The sequence below is a fragment of the Actinosynnema sp. NPDC053489 genome, from assembly GCF_044544865.1.
Taxonomy (GTDB): Bacteria; Actinomycetota; Actinomycetes; order Mycobacteriales; family Pseudonocardiaceae; genus Actinosynnema.
This window is the reverse complement of record NZ_JBITXT010000006.1, coordinates 116,821-131,647: the sequence shown is the minus strand read 5'-3', so window position 1 is coordinate 131,647 and position 14,827 is coordinate 116,821. Positions and strand designations below refer to the sequence as shown.

At 74.8% G+C, this 14,827-nt stretch carries 13 protein-coding genes; 4 read left to right on the top strand and 9 right to left on the bottom strand.

All coding sequences use genetic code 11. The annotated features are described in order from the left end of the window. Positions 1 to 160: 160 nt before the first annotated feature. Positions 161 to 1,651 carry a DUF2339 domain-containing protein gene (locus ACIGNX_RS15435; protein ID WP_396540364.1) on the bottom strand — a complete coding sequence of 497 codons (1,491 nt, stop codon included), beginning with the start codon at positions 1,649 to 1,651 and terminating at the stop codon, positions 161 to 163. A 728-nt stretch (positions 1,652 to 2,379) separates the two neighbouring features. On the opposite strand from ACIGNX_RS15435, the gene ACIGNX_RS15430 reads away from it, so the two are divergent. Both ACIGNX_RS15430 and ACIGNX_RS15425 read left to right on the top strand, forming a co-directional pair. Further along, complete coding sequence (locus ACIGNX_RS15430) at positions 2,380 to 3,243, top strand: ribokinase (RefSeq protein WP_396540362.1); 864 nt, start codon at positions 2,380 to 2,382, stop codon at positions 3,241 to 3,243. A 55-nt stretch (positions 3,244 to 3,298) separates the two neighbouring features. Next, positions 3,299 to 4,930 carry a putative PEP-binding protein gene (locus ACIGNX_RS15425; protein ID WP_396540360.1) on the top strand — a complete coding sequence of 544 codons (1,632 nt, stop codon included), beginning with the start codon at positions 3,299 to 3,301 and terminating at the stop codon, positions 4,928 to 4,930. Here the strand turns inward: ACIGNX_RS15425 and ACIGNX_RS15420 are convergent. Beyond that, positions 4,924 to 5,796, bottom strand: coding sequence for a LysR family transcriptional regulator (locus ACIGNX_RS15420; RefSeq protein WP_396540358.1), 873 nt, complete (start codon positions 5,794 to 5,796; stop codon positions 4,924 to 4,926). The two genes, ACIGNX_RS15425 and ACIGNX_RS15420, sit on opposite strands and share 7 nt — an antisense overlap. Positions 5,797 to 5,847: 51 nt before the next feature. Here ACIGNX_RS15420 and ACIGNX_RS15415 point away from each other — a divergent pair, with 51 nt between their 5' ends. Next, the gene (locus ACIGNX_RS15415) at positions 5,848 to 6,030 is read left to right on the top strand and encodes a hypothetical protein (protein WP_396540356.1); all 183 of its coding nucleotides are present in this window, start codon (positions 5,848 to 5,850) and stop codon (positions 6,028 to 6,030) included. A 1-nt stretch (position 6,031) separates the two neighbouring features. Here the strand turns inward: ACIGNX_RS15415 and ACIGNX_RS15410 are convergent, their stop codons facing one another. Genes ACIGNX_RS15410 through macS form a run of 6 tightly spaced genes read right to left on the bottom strand, consistent with a single transcriptional unit; the run spans position 6,032 to position 12,113 of the window. Further along, a complete protein-coding gene (locus tag ACIGNX_RS15410; protein WP_396540354.1) occupies positions 6,032 to 7,210 on the bottom strand; it encodes a glycine C-acetyltransferase in 1,179 nt (392 codons plus the stop codon). Beyond that, entirely contained in the window at positions 7,210 to 8,244 is a 1,035-nt protein-coding gene (gene tdh / locus ACIGNX_RS15405; protein ID WP_396540352.1) for an L-threonine 3-dehydrogenase, read from the bottom strand. Before tdh ends, ACIGNX_RS15410 begins: the two co-directional genes overlap by 1 nt. A 36-nt stretch (positions 8,245 to 8,280) precedes the next feature. Beyond that, complete coding sequence (locus ACIGNX_RS15400; RefSeq protein WP_396540350.1) at positions 8,281 to 9,744, bottom strand: SDR family oxidoreductase; 1,464 nt, start codon at positions 9,742 to 9,744, stop codon at positions 8,281 to 8,283. Between the two features lie 42 nt (positions 9,745 to 9,786). Next, complete coding sequence (locus ACIGNX_RS15395) at positions 9,787 to 10,356, bottom strand: DUF1707 domain-containing protein (RefSeq protein ID WP_396540348.1); 570 nt, start codon at positions 10,354 to 10,356, stop codon at positions 9,787 to 9,789. A gap of 3 nt (positions 10,357 to 10,359) precedes the next feature. Beyond that, on the bottom strand, positions 10,360 to 11,010 hold the full coding sequence (locus ACIGNX_RS15390) for a response regulator (RefSeq protein ID WP_396540346.1): 651 nt from the start codon (positions 11,008 to 11,010) through the stop codon (positions 10,360 to 10,362). Then, a complete protein-coding gene (gene macS, locus ACIGNX_RS15385) occupies positions 11,007 to 12,113 on the bottom strand; it encodes a MacS family sensor histidine kinase (RefSeq protein ID WP_396541045.1) in 1,107 nt (368 codons plus the stop codon). The genes ACIGNX_RS15390 and macS overlap by 4 nt, the downstream gene beginning before the upstream one ends. A 224-nt stretch (positions 12,114 to 12,337) precedes the next feature. On the opposite strand from macS, the gene ACIGNX_RS15380 reads away from it, so the two are divergent. Next, positions 12,338 to 13,534: a GGDEF domain-containing protein gene (locus ACIGNX_RS15380; protein WP_396540344.1), complete on the top strand. Its 1,197-nt coding sequence runs from the start codon at positions 12,338 to 12,340 to the stop codon at positions 13,532 to 13,534. A 3-nt stretch (positions 13,535 to 13,537) separates the two neighbouring features. On the opposite strand, the gene ACIGNX_RS15375 is transcribed toward ACIGNX_RS15380, so the two are convergent. Then, on the bottom strand, positions 13,538 to 14,728 hold the full coding sequence (locus tag ACIGNX_RS15375; RefSeq protein ID WP_396540342.1) for an AI-2E family transporter: 1,191 nt from the start codon (positions 14,726 to 14,728) through the stop codon (positions 13,538 to 13,540). Positions 14,729 to 14,827 lie beyond the last annotated feature (99 nt).

The following is a 14,827-nucleotide window of genomic DNA, read 5'->3' as shown; positions in this document are numbered from 1 at the left end:
GGGTGACGGGACCGGGGCGTTGCGCCCGGCGCCGGTCGCTCGGGGGGCGAAACGACCGACGCCGGACCCCTGCCGGTGCCGGAGCACCGGTGGTCGAACCCCGACGACGTAGACCTCTACACCAGGTTGACGCAGCCCGGGCCGTTTTGGATCCCGAGGGCTACGAATCAACCGAAATTCGCCGCGTTGCCACCAACTTGGCGTAACGCGTGCCGGCCGTGAGCAGGACGAGGCCCGCGCCGATGAACGCCAGCACGCGCGCGATCCCGTCCAGCGCGGCCAGGTCGAACAGCAGCAGCTTCGCCACCGCCGCGCCGACCAGCACCAACCCGGCCACCCGCAGGGGTTTCCGGTCGATGCCGCGCACCAGCAGCACCAGTGCGGCGACCGTCCACGACACCGTCACGATCGAGTGACCGAAGAGGAATCCCGTCACGTCCTGCGACACCAGCAGCGCGGCGCACAGCACGACGCCCGCCGCCGCGTACAGCAGGACGACACCCGTGACGACCCACGGGAACGGGTGCCTGCCCAGGACGCCCAGGCTCGCCGCGACCCACGGCAGCAGGACCGCGAGGACACCCAGCACCGAGGCCGTCAGCACGCCCGACACCAGGAACCCGGTCGGGTCGGGGACCCGGGGCTCGTCCAGCAGCAGCCGCGGCGGCACGGCGTCGGCCAGGGTCAGCAGGGAACCGACCACGCCGAACGCGAACGACCCGAGCAGCGGGCCGCGCGAGGCGAGGACCTTCGCCACCGCCGCCAGCACCACCGCCTCCGCCAGCACCACCGCCGCCCGCGTGCCGCCGTCGAGGGCCAGCGCCGTCGCCTGGAACGCCGCGAACACGCCGACCGCGCCCACCGCCGCGGCGAACTCGCGCGGCAGCGACCGCCGCCCGACCGCCCACAGCGCGAGCATCACGACCGCGACCGCGCCGGCGACACCCGCCCCGAGGGGCCGGTCGAGGACGGCGGTGGTCAGCAGGGCGGGCAGCGGCGAGCCGGCGGCCAGGGCCAGGGCGGTGCGGTCGCCGGGCCGGGCGCGGACCGACAGGACGGCCGCGGCCACGCCGACCACGGCGGCGAGCAGGGAGGTGCCGGCCAGCGCCCACCCGTCCGCGCGGCCGATCACCAGGACGGAGGCGAGCAGCGGCGGGACCCCGGCGGTGACCGCGAGCCACGGCCAGTCGCGCTTGAGGTGCACCGGGCTCGCCGCGATCTTGAGGATCAGGAGGAACGCCACGAGCAGCGGCGTGAAGCCCTCGGTGAGGACGGGCGCGCACAGGGCGCAGGCGGCGACCACGCCGATGGCGAGGGCGGGCGAGTCCCAGCGCAGCGCGAGCAGCAACCCGCCGCCCGCGATGAGGAGCCCGACGGCCAGGCCGCCGCCCCCGGGCAGGTAGGCGTAGATCGAGGTCGCCGCGATGACGTCCAGGTAGAGCACCGCGATGCCGGTGGCGGCGAGGGCGAGCGCGCCCGTGCGGCCGGCCGGCGTGCGGTGCAGCCGGAGGCCGAGGCCGACCAGCGCGCCACCGAGCCCCGCGCCGCCCAGGACGCGGGGCAGGGGGCCGAGGTAGCCGCGCTGGACGGCCAGGACGAGGAGCAGGACGACGCCGAGCAGCGTCACCGCGCCACCGACCCAGGCGAGCAACCTGCTCCCCGCGCCGTCCCTGGCGAGGCGGTCGAAGAGGGTCGGGGCGGGAGGCGGCGGAGGGGCGGGCGCCCAGTACGGGACGGGCGCGGCCCACCCGGCGTTCTGCGGGGCCGGGGGGTGGGCGGCGGGCCCGGGGACCTGCGGGGCGGGGCTCGCGGGGTGGCCCGGCTGGGACCCCTGCGCCGCCACTCGGGCCGCCGCCGCTTGGGCTGCCGCCGCTTGGGCTGCCGCCGCTTGGGCTGCCGCCGACTGGGACGCGGCTGAGGGCGACCCGGTCGGCTGGAACGAGGGCTGGAACGAGGGCTGGTGCGCGGCCGGTTGAGGCCCTGCCGGCCGGGGTGCTGCCGGTTGGGGTGCAGCCGGCTGGGGTCCGGCCTGGGTGGTCGGCTGGGAGGTGGCCGGTGCGGTCGGGGGCGCGGTGGTCGGGGCGGCCGGGGGCGGGGTGGTCGCCGCCCGGGCCGTGGTCGGTTCCGGCCGGTCGGCGGTGGTGGCCCGCGCGGCCGGTGCCGTCGGTGCGGTCGGGGTGCCGACGCGGTGCAGTTCGCGGCCCACCTCCTCCAGGCGGCGGCCCAGGTGGCCGAGTTCGTCTGCCAGCCGCGTCAAGGCGTCCTGCCCGGTACCGGTCATGCGACCAGGATCGCCCGCGCCCCCGGTGCCCGGAATCCGTACCACTACTCAACCCGCCACCGGACCGATCACGCCAGGACGTGGCAGAGTTGCGCACCGTGACTGTTCTCGTGCTCGGCTCGGCCAACGCGGACCTCGTCGTCGCGGTGCCCCGCCGCCCGGCCGGCGGTGAGACGGTGCTCGGCGGCGACACCGTCGTCCTGCCCGGCGGCAAGGGGGCGAACACCGCCGTGGCCGCCGCACGGCTCGGCGCGTCGGTGGCGCTCGTCGGCGCGGTCGGCGCGGACCAGTACGGGGAGTTGCTGCTGGACTCCCTGTCGTCCTCGGGCGTGCGCACCGACTTCGTCCGCACCTCGTCCCGGCCGACGGGCCTGGCCTACATCACCGTCACGCCGGACGGCGAGAACTCGATCGTGGTCGCCCCCGGCGCGAACTCCGACGTCGGCCCGTCCGATGTGGACGCCCTGACCTGGGACGACGTGTCGGTCCTGGTGTGCTCGCTGGAGGTGCCCGTGCCGACGGTGGCCCACGCGGTCCGGGAGGCGGCGGCACGCGGGGTGCGGCCGGTGCTGAACCTGTCGCCGGTGGTGGAGGTGCCCGCGGCGGCGCTGGAGCTGCTCGACCCGCTCGTCGTCAACGAGCACGAGGCCGCGTCGCTGGCCCCGACGCACGAAGCGCTGCTGGAGCTGGGTCCGAAGTCGGCCGTGGTCACGCTGGGCGCACGCGGCGCGGCGGTCGTCACCCCCTCCGGCGTGGTCGGGGTGACCGCCCCGGAGGTGTCCGTTGTGGACACGACGGGAGCGGGCGACGCGTTCGCGGGCGCGTTGGCGACCGGCCTGGCGTCCGGCTCGTCGCTGGTCGAGGCGGCCCGCTTCGCCGCGCGGGTGGCCGCGGTCTCGGTGACCGGACGCGGTGCCCAGCCGTCGTACCCGACGGCGGAACAGGTGCGGGCGGCCGGATAGCGCGGTGTCGGCCGGTCCTTCACGTCCCGTCGACCCGGGGAGTATGGTCTAGACCATGGCGAGCGCACGGCTGAGCGGTGTCGGGGTCAGTTCCGGGCGGGCTTCCGGCCCGGTGGTCCGGGTGGCCGAACCCCTGGGCGAACCGCCCGCCACACCCGCGCCGACCGACCCCGCCGCCGAGGCCGCGCGGATCGCACCCGCCGCCGAGGTCGTCGCGGCCCGGCTGCTCGAACGGGCCGCCGCCGCCGAGGGCGAGGCGAAGGACGTGCTGGAGACGACCGCCGCGATGGCGGCCGACCCCGCGCTGCTCGCCCAGGCCGAGAAGCTCGTGACGGCCGACGCCCTGCCCGCGGCACGGGGCGTGCACCAGGCCGCCGCCGGGTTCATCGCCGCCCTCGAAGCGGCGGGCGGCTACATGGCCGAACGCGCCCGCGACGTCCGCGACGTGCGGGACCGGTTGGTCGCCGAACTGCTCGGCGTGCCCGCCCCCGGCGTGCCGCCGCTGCCCGCGCCGTCGGTCCTGGTGGCCCGAGACCTGGCACCCGCCGACACCGCGGGCCTGGACCCGGCCAAGGTGCTCGCCCTGGTCACCGAGGAGGGCGGCCCCACCTCGCACACCGCGATCCTGGCCCGGTCCCTCGGCATCCCGGCCGTGGTCGCGTGCCGCGGCGTGCTGGACCTCGACGTGCCCGCCCTGCTCGTGGACGGCGACACCGGCGTGGTCGAGGCGTCCGACGGCACGGTCCGCTCGGCGCACGTCGCCGGCCGGGCGGAGTGGAACGGCGTCGGCGCGCTGGCCGACGGCCACCGGGTGAAGGTGCTCGGCAACGTCGGCTCCCCCGCCGACGCGGTCGCCGCCGCGGCCGGCGGCGCGGAGGGCGTCGGCCTGTTCCGCACCGAGTTCTGCTTCCTGTCCGCGACCGCCGAGCCGTCGGTGGACGAGCAGCGCGAGGCGTACGCGGCGGTGCTCGCGCCGTTCGCGGGCAAGCCCGTCGTCGTCCGCACGCTCGACGCCGGCGCGGACAAGCCGCTGCCGTTCCTGGCGCCCGAGCCGGAGCCGAACCCGGCGCTGGGCGTGCGCGGCCTTCGGGTCGCCTTCGACCGCCCGGACGTGCTGGAGCGCCAGCTCCGGGCGATCGCCCTGGCCGCCGCCGACACCGGCGCCGACGTCTCGGTGATGGCGCCGATGGTCGCCACCGCCGCCGAGGCCGCCTGGTTCGTGGAACGCGCGCGGGCCGCCGGCATCGCCCGCGCGGGCGTGATGATCGAGATCCCGGCGGCGGCCCTGGCCGCCCGCGAGGTGCTGGCCGCGGTCGACTTCGTCTCGCTGGGCACGAACGACCTGGCCCAGTACCTGTTCGCGGCCGACCGGCAGGTCGGGGCGGTGGCCGCGCTGAACGACCCGTGGCAGCCCGCCCTGCTGCGGTTGATCGAGCTGGTTTGCGCCGCGGGCACGGCCCTGGGCAAGCCCGTGGGCGTCTGCGGCGAGGCCGCCGCCGACCCGCTGCTGGCCTGCGTGCTGACCGGGCTGGGCGTGACGAGCCTGTCGATGAACCACACGGCGCTGGCCGGCGTCGGCGCGAAGCTCGCCTCCACGACGTTCGACCTGTGCCAGCTGGCGGCCCGCGGCGCGGTCGCGGCGGCCGACCCGGCTTCGGCCAGGTTGACCGCCCGCGCGCCTCACTGACGCACGGCGTCCAGCAGGGCGTCGCGGACCAGCCGGATCAGCGGGTGGTCCTCGCTGCCCCGGCGCACGGCCGCCACCACCCGGCGCATCGGCGCGGTGCCGCGGACCGGGACGCCGCGCACGGCGTTGCGCGGGACCAGGGCGACCCCCGCGCCGGCGTGGACGAGCGCGCCGATGGCCCGGAAGTCGTCGGACGTGTGCGTGATCCGCGGCGCGAAGCCGGCGTGCTCGCAGGCCAGCTGCACGACGTCGCGCACCGGGTTGCCGGGCAGCGGCACGGCCCAGTCGTCGTCGGCGAGGTCGGCCAGGTCGACCTCCGCGCGCCCGGCCAGCGGGTGCGCCGGCGGCAGCACCACGTCGAACGGCTCGGTGTAGAGCGGGAACCTGGTCAGCCGGCGGTCGTCGGTGCGCAGCCGGTACTCCTCGGTGATCGCCAGGTCGACCTCGCCGTCGAGCAGCAGCGGCACGCTGGCGTGCCCCTCGACGTCGCGCACCCGCAGCGTCACGGCCGGCGCGGACACCCGCAGCGCGGCCAGCGCCGGCGCGACCACCTGCGTGATCGCCGACGCGAAGCTGCCCACGTCGACCCGGCCCGTCGTGCCGGCGGTGAACGCGGCCAGCGTCGCCTGCGCCCGCTCCAGCTCGGCGGCCACCGCGTTGGCGTGCCGGACCAGCAGCTCGCCCGCCGCCGTCAACGACACCCGCCTGCCCCGCCGCCGCAGCAGCTCCTGCCCCACCTCCGACTCCAGGGCGGCCAGCTGCTGCGACACCGCGGACGGCGTGAGGTGCAGCGCCTGCGCCGCCGCCGTCACGGTGCCGTGGTCGGCGAGCGCGCGCAGCACCCGCAGCCGGCGCGGGTCGATCACCGCGACGCACCCCTCCGGTGCGCGACCGGCACCGGTGGGGTACCAAGTGGCATGCGCTCCGACGGCACCCCCGGCCTGGTCATCGCGGGACTCGGCCTGCTCGTCCTGGTCGTGTTCGGCTTCATCGTGCCCAGTGTCCGGGCCGGCGGGTTCGCGGTGGACGGCACGGTGGTGGTGCTGTCGCTCGTCGTGCCCGCGGTCCTGCTGGTGCTCGTCGGGATGCGCAAGCGCTAGCTCACATGCGGTCGCGGGCCGCCACGAACGCGTCGACCGCGCGGTTGACGTCGTCGGTGGAGTGCGCGGCCGACATCTGCGTCCGGATGCGGGCCTTGCCGTGCGGCACGACCGGGTAGGAGAAGCCGATCACGTAGATGCCCTGCTCCAGCAGCAGGTCGGCCATCCGGGACGCCCGCGCCGCGTCGCCGATCATCACCGGGATGATCGGGTGCTCGCCGGGCAGCAGGTCGAAGCCCGCCTCGGTCATCCGCGACCGGAACAGCGCCGTGTTCTCGCGCAGCCTGGTCAGCAGCTCGCCCGAGGAGCTGAGCAGGTCCAGCGCGGCGATCGCGGCGGCGGTGATCGACGGCGCGAGGGAGTTGGAGAACAGGTACGGCCGCGACCGCTGCCGCAGCATCTCCACGATCTCGGCCCGCCCGGAGGTGTAGCCGCCGGACGCGCCGCCCAGCGCCTTGCCCAGCGTGCCGGTGACGACGTCCACCCGGTCCTGCACGCCGAACAGCTCCGGCGTGCCGCGGCCGTTGGGGCCGGTGAAGCCGACCGCGTGCGAGTCGTCCACCATGACCAGCGCGTCGTACCGCTCGGCCAGGTCGCAGATCTCGTCCAGCGGCGCGAGGTAGCCGTCCATGGAGAACACGCCGTCGGTGGCGATGAGCCGGTAGCGGGCGTCGGAGGCGTCCTTGAGCTGCCGCTCCAGGTCCTCCATGTCCCGGTTGCGGTACCGGAGGCGGCGGGCCTTGGACAGCCGCACGCCGTCGATGATCGACGCGTGGTTGAGCTCGTCGGAGATGATCGCGTCCTCCGCGCCGAGCAGCGTCTCGAACAGGCCGCCGTTGGCGTCGAAGCACGAGCTGTAGAGGATCGTGTCGTCGGTGCCCAGGAACTCCGACAGCCGCCGCTCCAGCTCCTTGTGCGGCTCCTGCGTGCCGCAGATGAACCGCACCGACGCCATGCCGAAGCCCCACCGGTCCAGCGCCTCGTGCGCGGCCCGGACCAGCCGCGGGTGGTCGGCCAGGCCCAGGTAGTTGTTCGCGCAGAAGTTCAGCACCTCGGCGCCGGAGCCGACCCGGACCGCGGCGTTCTGCGGCGTGCCGATCACCCGCTCGGCCTTGTAGAGCCCGGCCGCGCGGATCTCGTCCAGGCCGGTCCGCAGGTCCTCGCGCATCGCGCCGTACATCAGTGAGCTCCCGTCCAGTCGAGGATGACCTTGCCGCACACGCCCCCGCGCGCCGTCGCGAACGCCTCCTCGAAGGCCGTGTAGTCGAACCGGTGGGTGATCACCGGCGACAGGTCGAGGCCGCCCTGCAGCAGCACGGACATCGAGTACCAGGTCTCGAACATCTCCCGGCCGTAGATGCCCTTGACGTGCAGCATCTTCAGCACGACGCTGCTCCAGTCCACAGCGAAGTCCTCGGTGGGCAGCCCCAGCACGGCGATCCGGCCGCCGTGCGCCATGTTGCCGATCATCTCCTGCAGCGCGACCGGCTTGCCCGACATCTCCATGCCGACGTCGAAGCCCTCGGTCATGCCCAGCTCGGACTGCGCCTCGGAGACGGTGCGCTCGGCGACGTTGAGCGCCAGGTCGACGCCGACCTCGCGGGCCAGCGCGAGCCGGTGCTCGCTGACGTCGGTGATGACGACGTTGCGCGCGCCCGCGTGCTTGGCCACGGCCGCCGCCATGATCCCGATCGGGCCCGCGCCCGTGATCAGCACGTCCTCGCCGATGACCGGGAACGACAGCGCGGTGTGCACGGCGTTGCCGAAGGGGTCGAAGATCGCCGCCACGTCCAGGTCGACGGGCGTGCGGTGCACCCACGCGTTCTCCTCGGGCAGCACCACGTACTGGGCGAACGCGCCGTCGCTGTGCACGCCCAGGCCGCGGGTGTGGGCGCACAGGTGCCGCCGGCCCGCCTTGCAGTTGCGGCACGAGCCGCAGACCAGGTGGCCCTCGCCGCTGACCAGGTCGCCGACCTCCACCCCGGTCACGGCGGGGCCGGTCTCCACCACCTCGCCGACGAACTCGTGCCCGAGCACGAGCGGGGCGTGGACGTTGTGCGCGGCCCACTCGTCCCACGAGTCGATGTGCAGGTCGGTGCCGCAGATGCCGGTCCGCAGCACGCGGACCACGACGTCACCCGGCCCGGGGGCGGGGTCCGGGACGTCGGTCAACGACAACCCCGGCCCGGCGGTCGTCTTGACCAGTGCCTTCATGCGGGCGAGTGTGCCCCCGGCCCGTTGTGCAGTCCATCAGGACTTTCTGAATTCACTCGTAAGTTCCGCTTCACAGGCGATGTTGCGCGCCATGCCGCCGAACACAATCCCGTGGAACGGCCACACCACCCACCAGTACACGTGCCCGGCCAGCCCGCGCGGCACGAACACCGCGCGCTGCCGGTAGACCGACCCGCCGCCCTCCGCCGGCGCGACCCGCAGCTCCAGCCACGCCAGGCCGGGCACCCGCATCTCCGCCCGCAACCGCAGCAGCCGGCCCCGGTCGACCTCCTCCACCCGCCAGAAGTCCAGCGCCTCGCCGACGTGCAGCCGCACCGGGTCGCGCCGGCCGCGCCGCAGCCCGACCCCGCCGACCAGCCGGTCCAGCCACCCGCGCACCGCCCAGGCCAGTGGGAACGAGTACCAGCCGTGCTCGCCGCCGATGCCCTCCACGACCTGCCACAGCCGCTGCGGCGACGCGGCGGTCCGCCGCTCCCGCACGTCCACGTACGACGAGCCGCCGGACCAGTCCGGGTCGGTCGGCAGCGGGTCGGCGGGCGCGCCCGGCACCGACGCCCCCGACCAGCGGGTCTCCACCTCCGCGTCGCGCACCTTCGCCAGCGCGAGCGCCACCGCCTGGTCGTAGCCGGTGGTGCGGCCCGGCAGCAGCACCTCGATGTCGTGCTCCCGGCACACCACCTCGTGCACCAGCGACTCGATCAGCGGCGAGGCGATGGAGCGCGGCACGGGCGTCACCAGGTTCACCCAGTGCGCCGACAGGCGGGGCGTGAGCAGCGGCACCGGCAGCACCCGTCGCCGCCGCAACCCGGCCACCCGCGCGTACCGCAGCATCATGTCCAGGTAGGTGAGCACGTCGGGCCCGCCGATGTCGAACGCCCGGTTCACGTCGTCGGGCAGCCGCACCGCCTCCACCAGGTACCGCAGCACGTCCCGCACGGCGATCGGCTGGATGCGGTTGTGCACCCACCGGGGCGTGACCATGACCGGCAGCCGCTCGGTGAGGTAGCGCAGCATCTCGAAGCTGGCCGACCCGGACCCGATGATCACCGCCGCCTGCAGCACCACCGCCGGCACGGCGCCGCTCAGGAACACGTCGCCGACCTGCTTGCGCGAGGCCAGGTGCGGCGACAGCGCCACGCCCGGCGGGTGCAGCCCGCCCAGGTAGACGATCCGCCGCACCCCCGCGGCCGCCGCGGCGCGCGCCGTGTTCTCCGCCGCGCGCCGGTCGGCGTCGGCGAAGTCCGGGTCGCTCAGCGAGTGGACCAGGTAGTGCACGACGTCGACGTCCCGCACCGCCGCGTCCAGCGACGCCGGGTCGAGCACGTCGCCGCGCACCACCTCGACCCGGTCGACCCAGGGCACGTCCCGCAGCTTGCGCGGGTCGCGCACGAGGCACCGGACCCGGTGACCCGCGGCGAGCAGCCGGGGCACGAGCCGTCCGCCGAGGTATCCGGTCGCACCGGTGACGAGGCAGAGCACCCACCGATCCTCGCCGCGGGACGGCCGTCCCGCACGACGGCGTCACGCGTGCCGGAACCAGCGGCCCTTCTTCTTGATCTCCACGTTGCCCGCGCGCACCTGGCCGTGCACCACGAAGTGCGGCCGGCCGTTCGCGCCCGAGCCGACCTTGTCCTTGAGGTTGCTCGCCGCCAGCTCGACGCCCTCGGCGTTGACCGAGGCGCCGTCGGGCAGCAGCAGCTTCACCGACCCGGCGGTCACGTCCAGCTCGATGTCCACCACCGCGTGCGGGATGGACGCCTGGCGGAAGTCCAGGTCCGTCGACCCCATCCGGCTGCGCACCACGAGCTGCCGCGGCACGGTCCAGTTGCCCTTGCGGTTGACCGCCGACATGGTGGCCTTGAGCTCCTGCCGGTCCGGCGGCACGGCGACGAGCTGCTCGTTGTGCACCATGCCGGGCAGGTCCAGCAGCACCGCGTTCAGCTCGCCGCGGGTGCGGGCGGCCAGCGCGGTGTCGGTGCGCTCGGTGAACTCGTCCAGGGTGATCAGGCCCCGGCCGATCGCCTTCTGCAGCAGGCCGACGACGTGCTCGCGCTCGGCGTCGGACACCCGGAAGTCCTTCGGTTCGGTCATGGCTCAGCCCTCCGGCTCGACGTCGAGCCCGTGCTCGATGGCGTACCGCGCCAGCTCGACGCGGTTGTGCAGTTGCAGCTTGCGCAGGGTGGACTGCACGTGGTTCTCCACCGTGCGGTGCGAGATGACCAGCCGGTTCGCGATCTGCCGCGCCGTCAGCCCCTTGGCCACCAGCCGCAGCACCTCGGTCTCCCGCTCGGTGAGCTGCGGCTTGTCGTCGTCCGGCGTGGCGGCCATCCGCCGGTACTCCCCGAGCACCAGCCCCGCCAGCCCCGCGGTGAACACGGCGTCGCCGGCCGCGGTCCGGTTCACCGCCTCCACCAGCTCCTCGGCCGACGCCGACTTCACCAGGTAGCCCGACGCGCCCGCCTTCACCGCCTCCAGCACGTCGCTGTGCTCGCCGCTGGCGGACAGCACCAGGACCCTGGTGCCCTCCAGCGACCCGGTGATCATCGTGGTCGCCTCGACCCCCGTGCCCTCGCCGAGGTTGAGGTCCATCAGCACCACGTCCGGCCGCACCGCGCGGGCGATGCGCACCGCGGACGCGGCGTCCCCGGCGGTCGCGACCACCTCGAACCCCCGCTCGGACAGGTCGCGCGCGACGCCGTCGCGCCACAGCGGGTGGTCGTCGACCACCATCACGGACACGCTCATCGGTAGACCCGCACCTCCCACTCGGCGCCCTCCCCCGGCCCCGTCTGGAGCTCAAGGGTCCCACGCAGCGCCTCGACCCGACCCCGGATCGACTTGGCCACGCCCATCCGGCCCTCCGCCTCGGCGGAGGCGAGCCTGCCCTCGGGGATGCCGGGACCGTCGTCGCGCACGCTGACCACGACCTCGTCGCCGAGGTCCTCCAGCAGCACCCACGCCCGCGCGTCCGGCCCGGCGTGCTTGTCCACGTTGGACAGCGCCTCGCGCACCACCGCGGTCAGCTCGAACGCCGTGGCCGCGGGCAGCATCACCCGGGTGGCCGGGGTGGACACCTGGAACCGGGACGTGGCCAGGAGCTGGAGCGCCGGCCGCAGGTCCGCTTCGCCATCCACAGTGGACTCGGTCGGCGCGGCGGCCACCAGCGACCGCAGCGCCACCTCCTGCTCGCCGGCCAGCGCCGCCAGCTCCGCCGCCTCGCCGCCCAGCTCCGTGCCGCGCTTGCGCACCCGGGCCAGCACCTGGAGCACCCCGTCGTGGATGGAGCGGGCGAGCCGCTCCCGCTCCGCGGTGGCCGCCTCGGTGCGCAGCGCCTGCGCCAGCCGCACCGCCGAGCGCCGGGCCGTGGACGAGGCCATGCCGACGACGAAGCCGGCACCCGCCAGGAGCACCACGTCCCGCACCAGGTCGACGCTGAGCCCGCCGCGGTTGAGGTAGGTGCTCAACCCGACCGCGAACCCGGAGGCCGCCCCCGCGACCTGCCCGCCGAGCGCGCCCGCCGCCACCGGCGGGCAGGCCGCCCAGATCGTGGTGATCAGCGGGACGTTGAACAGGAACTGCGCGTCGGTCATGATCAGCTGCGAGAGCGACATGAGGCCGCACGTGACGGCCAGGTCCGCCGCCACGACCCACGGCCGCCGCCCGCCCTCCCGCCCGTAGGCGTGGATGGTGAACACCGACCACAGCGCCATCGCGGCGATCGCCGACCACGCGAGCCACGGGCGCTCGTACTGCGAGTGGTGGACGACGACGTTGCCCAGCGCGAACAGGAACGTCACTACGCGTAGCGCCACCGTTCCCCGCCAGAGGTGCGAGACGGGGTCCTCCATGGCCGCTGTCCCCTGGTCGGGCGGCTTCGTGTGCACGCTGTGCTCCCTTCGCCCCCCAATCTTGCCGTGTCGGAGTGGCCCAGCTAACCCCCAGGTGGCCGTCTGTTCCGATACCGACACCTGTGGAAGGCTGACGGGAGTCACCGAGCGTGATCTCGTGGGGCCTGCTCGCCCCCGGGGTGGGGATCACGCCGGTGTACCGCTGTGGCGAGGGAGGGCCGAGCGTGCGCCACTGGCCAATGTGGACGCTGCGGCGCTCCGCGCTGGCCTACTGGCTGCTGGTCGACGTCCTCGGGCTGGCGGTCGTCGTCTACGCCATCGTCACGTCGCCGCAGCCCGCGCCGGGCGAGATCGGCCGGTTCGCGGCCATCGCCGGCACCGCGGGCGCGGTGGTCATCGGCAGCTCGATCCACAGCCACCGGGTCGGCGAGGCCGCCCGCAACCCGTGGGCCGCCCACCTGTGCTACCTCACCGCGGGCGTGGTCGCGCTGCCGTGCAACCTGCTGGTGCTGCTGCTGTTCGGCCCGGCGTTGCACGGCGTGCTCACCCAGCGCCCCGAGTCGCACCGCTGGGTGTTCACGCTGTCCGCGACCGCGCTGGCGGTGTTCGCCACCCGGTTCGCCATCGGCTGGGTCGAGCCCAGCGCCGACCTGGCCGTCATGGTGCTCGGCGCGACCGTGCTGCTGGTGGTGCGCGCGGGCCTGATCGCGCTCGGCCTGAAGCTGCGCAGCCCCGGCGCGCCGGGCGAGGAGGTCGTCGGCGAGCCGATCGACGTGGTGCTGGGCGTCGTCGCGGTCAGCATCGGCGGGCTGATGGGCTTCGCCGCGCTCGCCACGCCGGTGCACGCGCTGATGGCCGGACCGCCGCTGGCCCTGCTGGAACGGGCCGCGCAGCTGCCGCAGTGGCGGCGCTCGGCGCAGCGGGACGCCAAGACCGGCCTGGCCAACGCCGTGCACTGGGACGGCCGGGCCCGCTACGAGCTGTCCAAGGCGCGGGCGCGCAACCGGCCGATGGCCGTGATGCTGCTCGACCTGGACCACTTCAAGCGCGTCAACGACGAGGTCGGCCACCTGGCGGGCGACTCGGCCCTCAGCGCGGTGGCCCTGCTGCTGACCGGCACGGTCCGGCGCGGCGACCTGGTCGGGCGCTTCGGCGGCGAGGAGTTCGTCGTGCTGCTGCCCGACGCCGAACCGGCCGTCGCCCGGTCCGTGGCCCAGCGCGTCCGGCACGCGGTGGCCGACCTCGCCGTGCCGACCGTCCGCACCGACGGCCGCGAGCACCTGCTCACCGGGCTGACGGTGAGCATCGGCGTGGCCACCACCCAGCGGTTCGGCTACGAGCTGCCCGACCTGCTGGTGGCCGCGGACGCCGCGCTGCTCGCGGCCAAGGGCTACGGCCGCAACCTGGTCGAGATGGCCTGACGGCTACCGCCTGCCGCTGTGCCCCGCGTCCGGGTCCTCCCGGTCGTCGAGGTCCTCGACGCGGTCGCCGCCCGTGTCGACGGGTCCGCTCTCCTGCGGTTCCAGCACGTCGACCTGGCGCGGCTCGACGCCCCGGTCCGACTCCGACAGCAGCGACCGGATGCCGGAGTTCAGCACCGCCAGCAGCGGCACGGACAGCAGCGCGCCCGCGATGCCGCCGACGACCAACCCGGCGGTGATCGCCAGCACCACCGACAGCGGGTGCAGCTTCACCGCCCGGCCCAGCAGCAGCGGCTGGAGCACGTGGCTCTCCAGCTGCATCACGCCGATCAGCACGGCCAGGATGATCAACGCCTCCAGCGGCCCGTTCGCGACCAGCGCCACCAGCACCGCCACCGCGCCGGTGATCACCGCGCCGACGATCGGGATGAACGCGCCGAGGAACACCAGCGCGGCCAGCGGCACCACCAGCGGCACGCCCACGATCCACAGGCCGATGCCGACGCCGACCGCGTCCACCACGGCCACCAGGGCGGTCGCCCGCACGTACGACACGAGCGAGGCGAACCCCCGCCGCCCCGCCACGTCGGCCCGCGCGCGGACGTCGCGCGGCACGATCCGGACCAGGAACCGCCAGATCCCGTCGCCGTCGTGCAGGAAGAAGATGAGCGTGAACAGCGCGAGGATCAGCCCGGTCAGCAGCTCGCCGACGGTCGCCGCCGTGGTGAGCGCGCCCGAGGTGATCTCGGACTGGTTCGCCTTGACCGTCTCGACCACGCGGTCGAGGTACTGCTGCAGCTGCACGTCGCTCAGGTGCAGCGGCCCGTCCTTCAGCCAGCCCCGGATCGTGTCCAGGCTGGCGCTGACCTGCTCCTGCAACTGCGGCAGGCCCTTGGAGAACTCGGTGATGACGAACGTGAGCACGCCGCCGACGACGGCGATGCCCCCGACGAGCACCACGCCGGTGGACAGCCCGCGCGGGATGCCCGCCCGGGTCAGCTGCGACACCGCGGGCGACAGCAGCGCGGCGAGCAGCAGGGCCACCCCGGTCGGGATGACGATCGTGGCCAGGAACCCGACCACGTGGAACACCACGTAGAGCGCGGCGACCACCGCCACGAACCGCCAGCTCAACGCCGCGCTCACGCGGAGCAGCCGCGGCACCCTCTCGCTGATCTCATCACTGCCCGTCACGCCGATCACGGTAGCCCGCCGCGCGGCACCGGTGGCACCCGTCGGACAGCCGGGTCGGCATGTCGAACCCCACGTTTCGGATTCGGGCAAAAGCCGGCG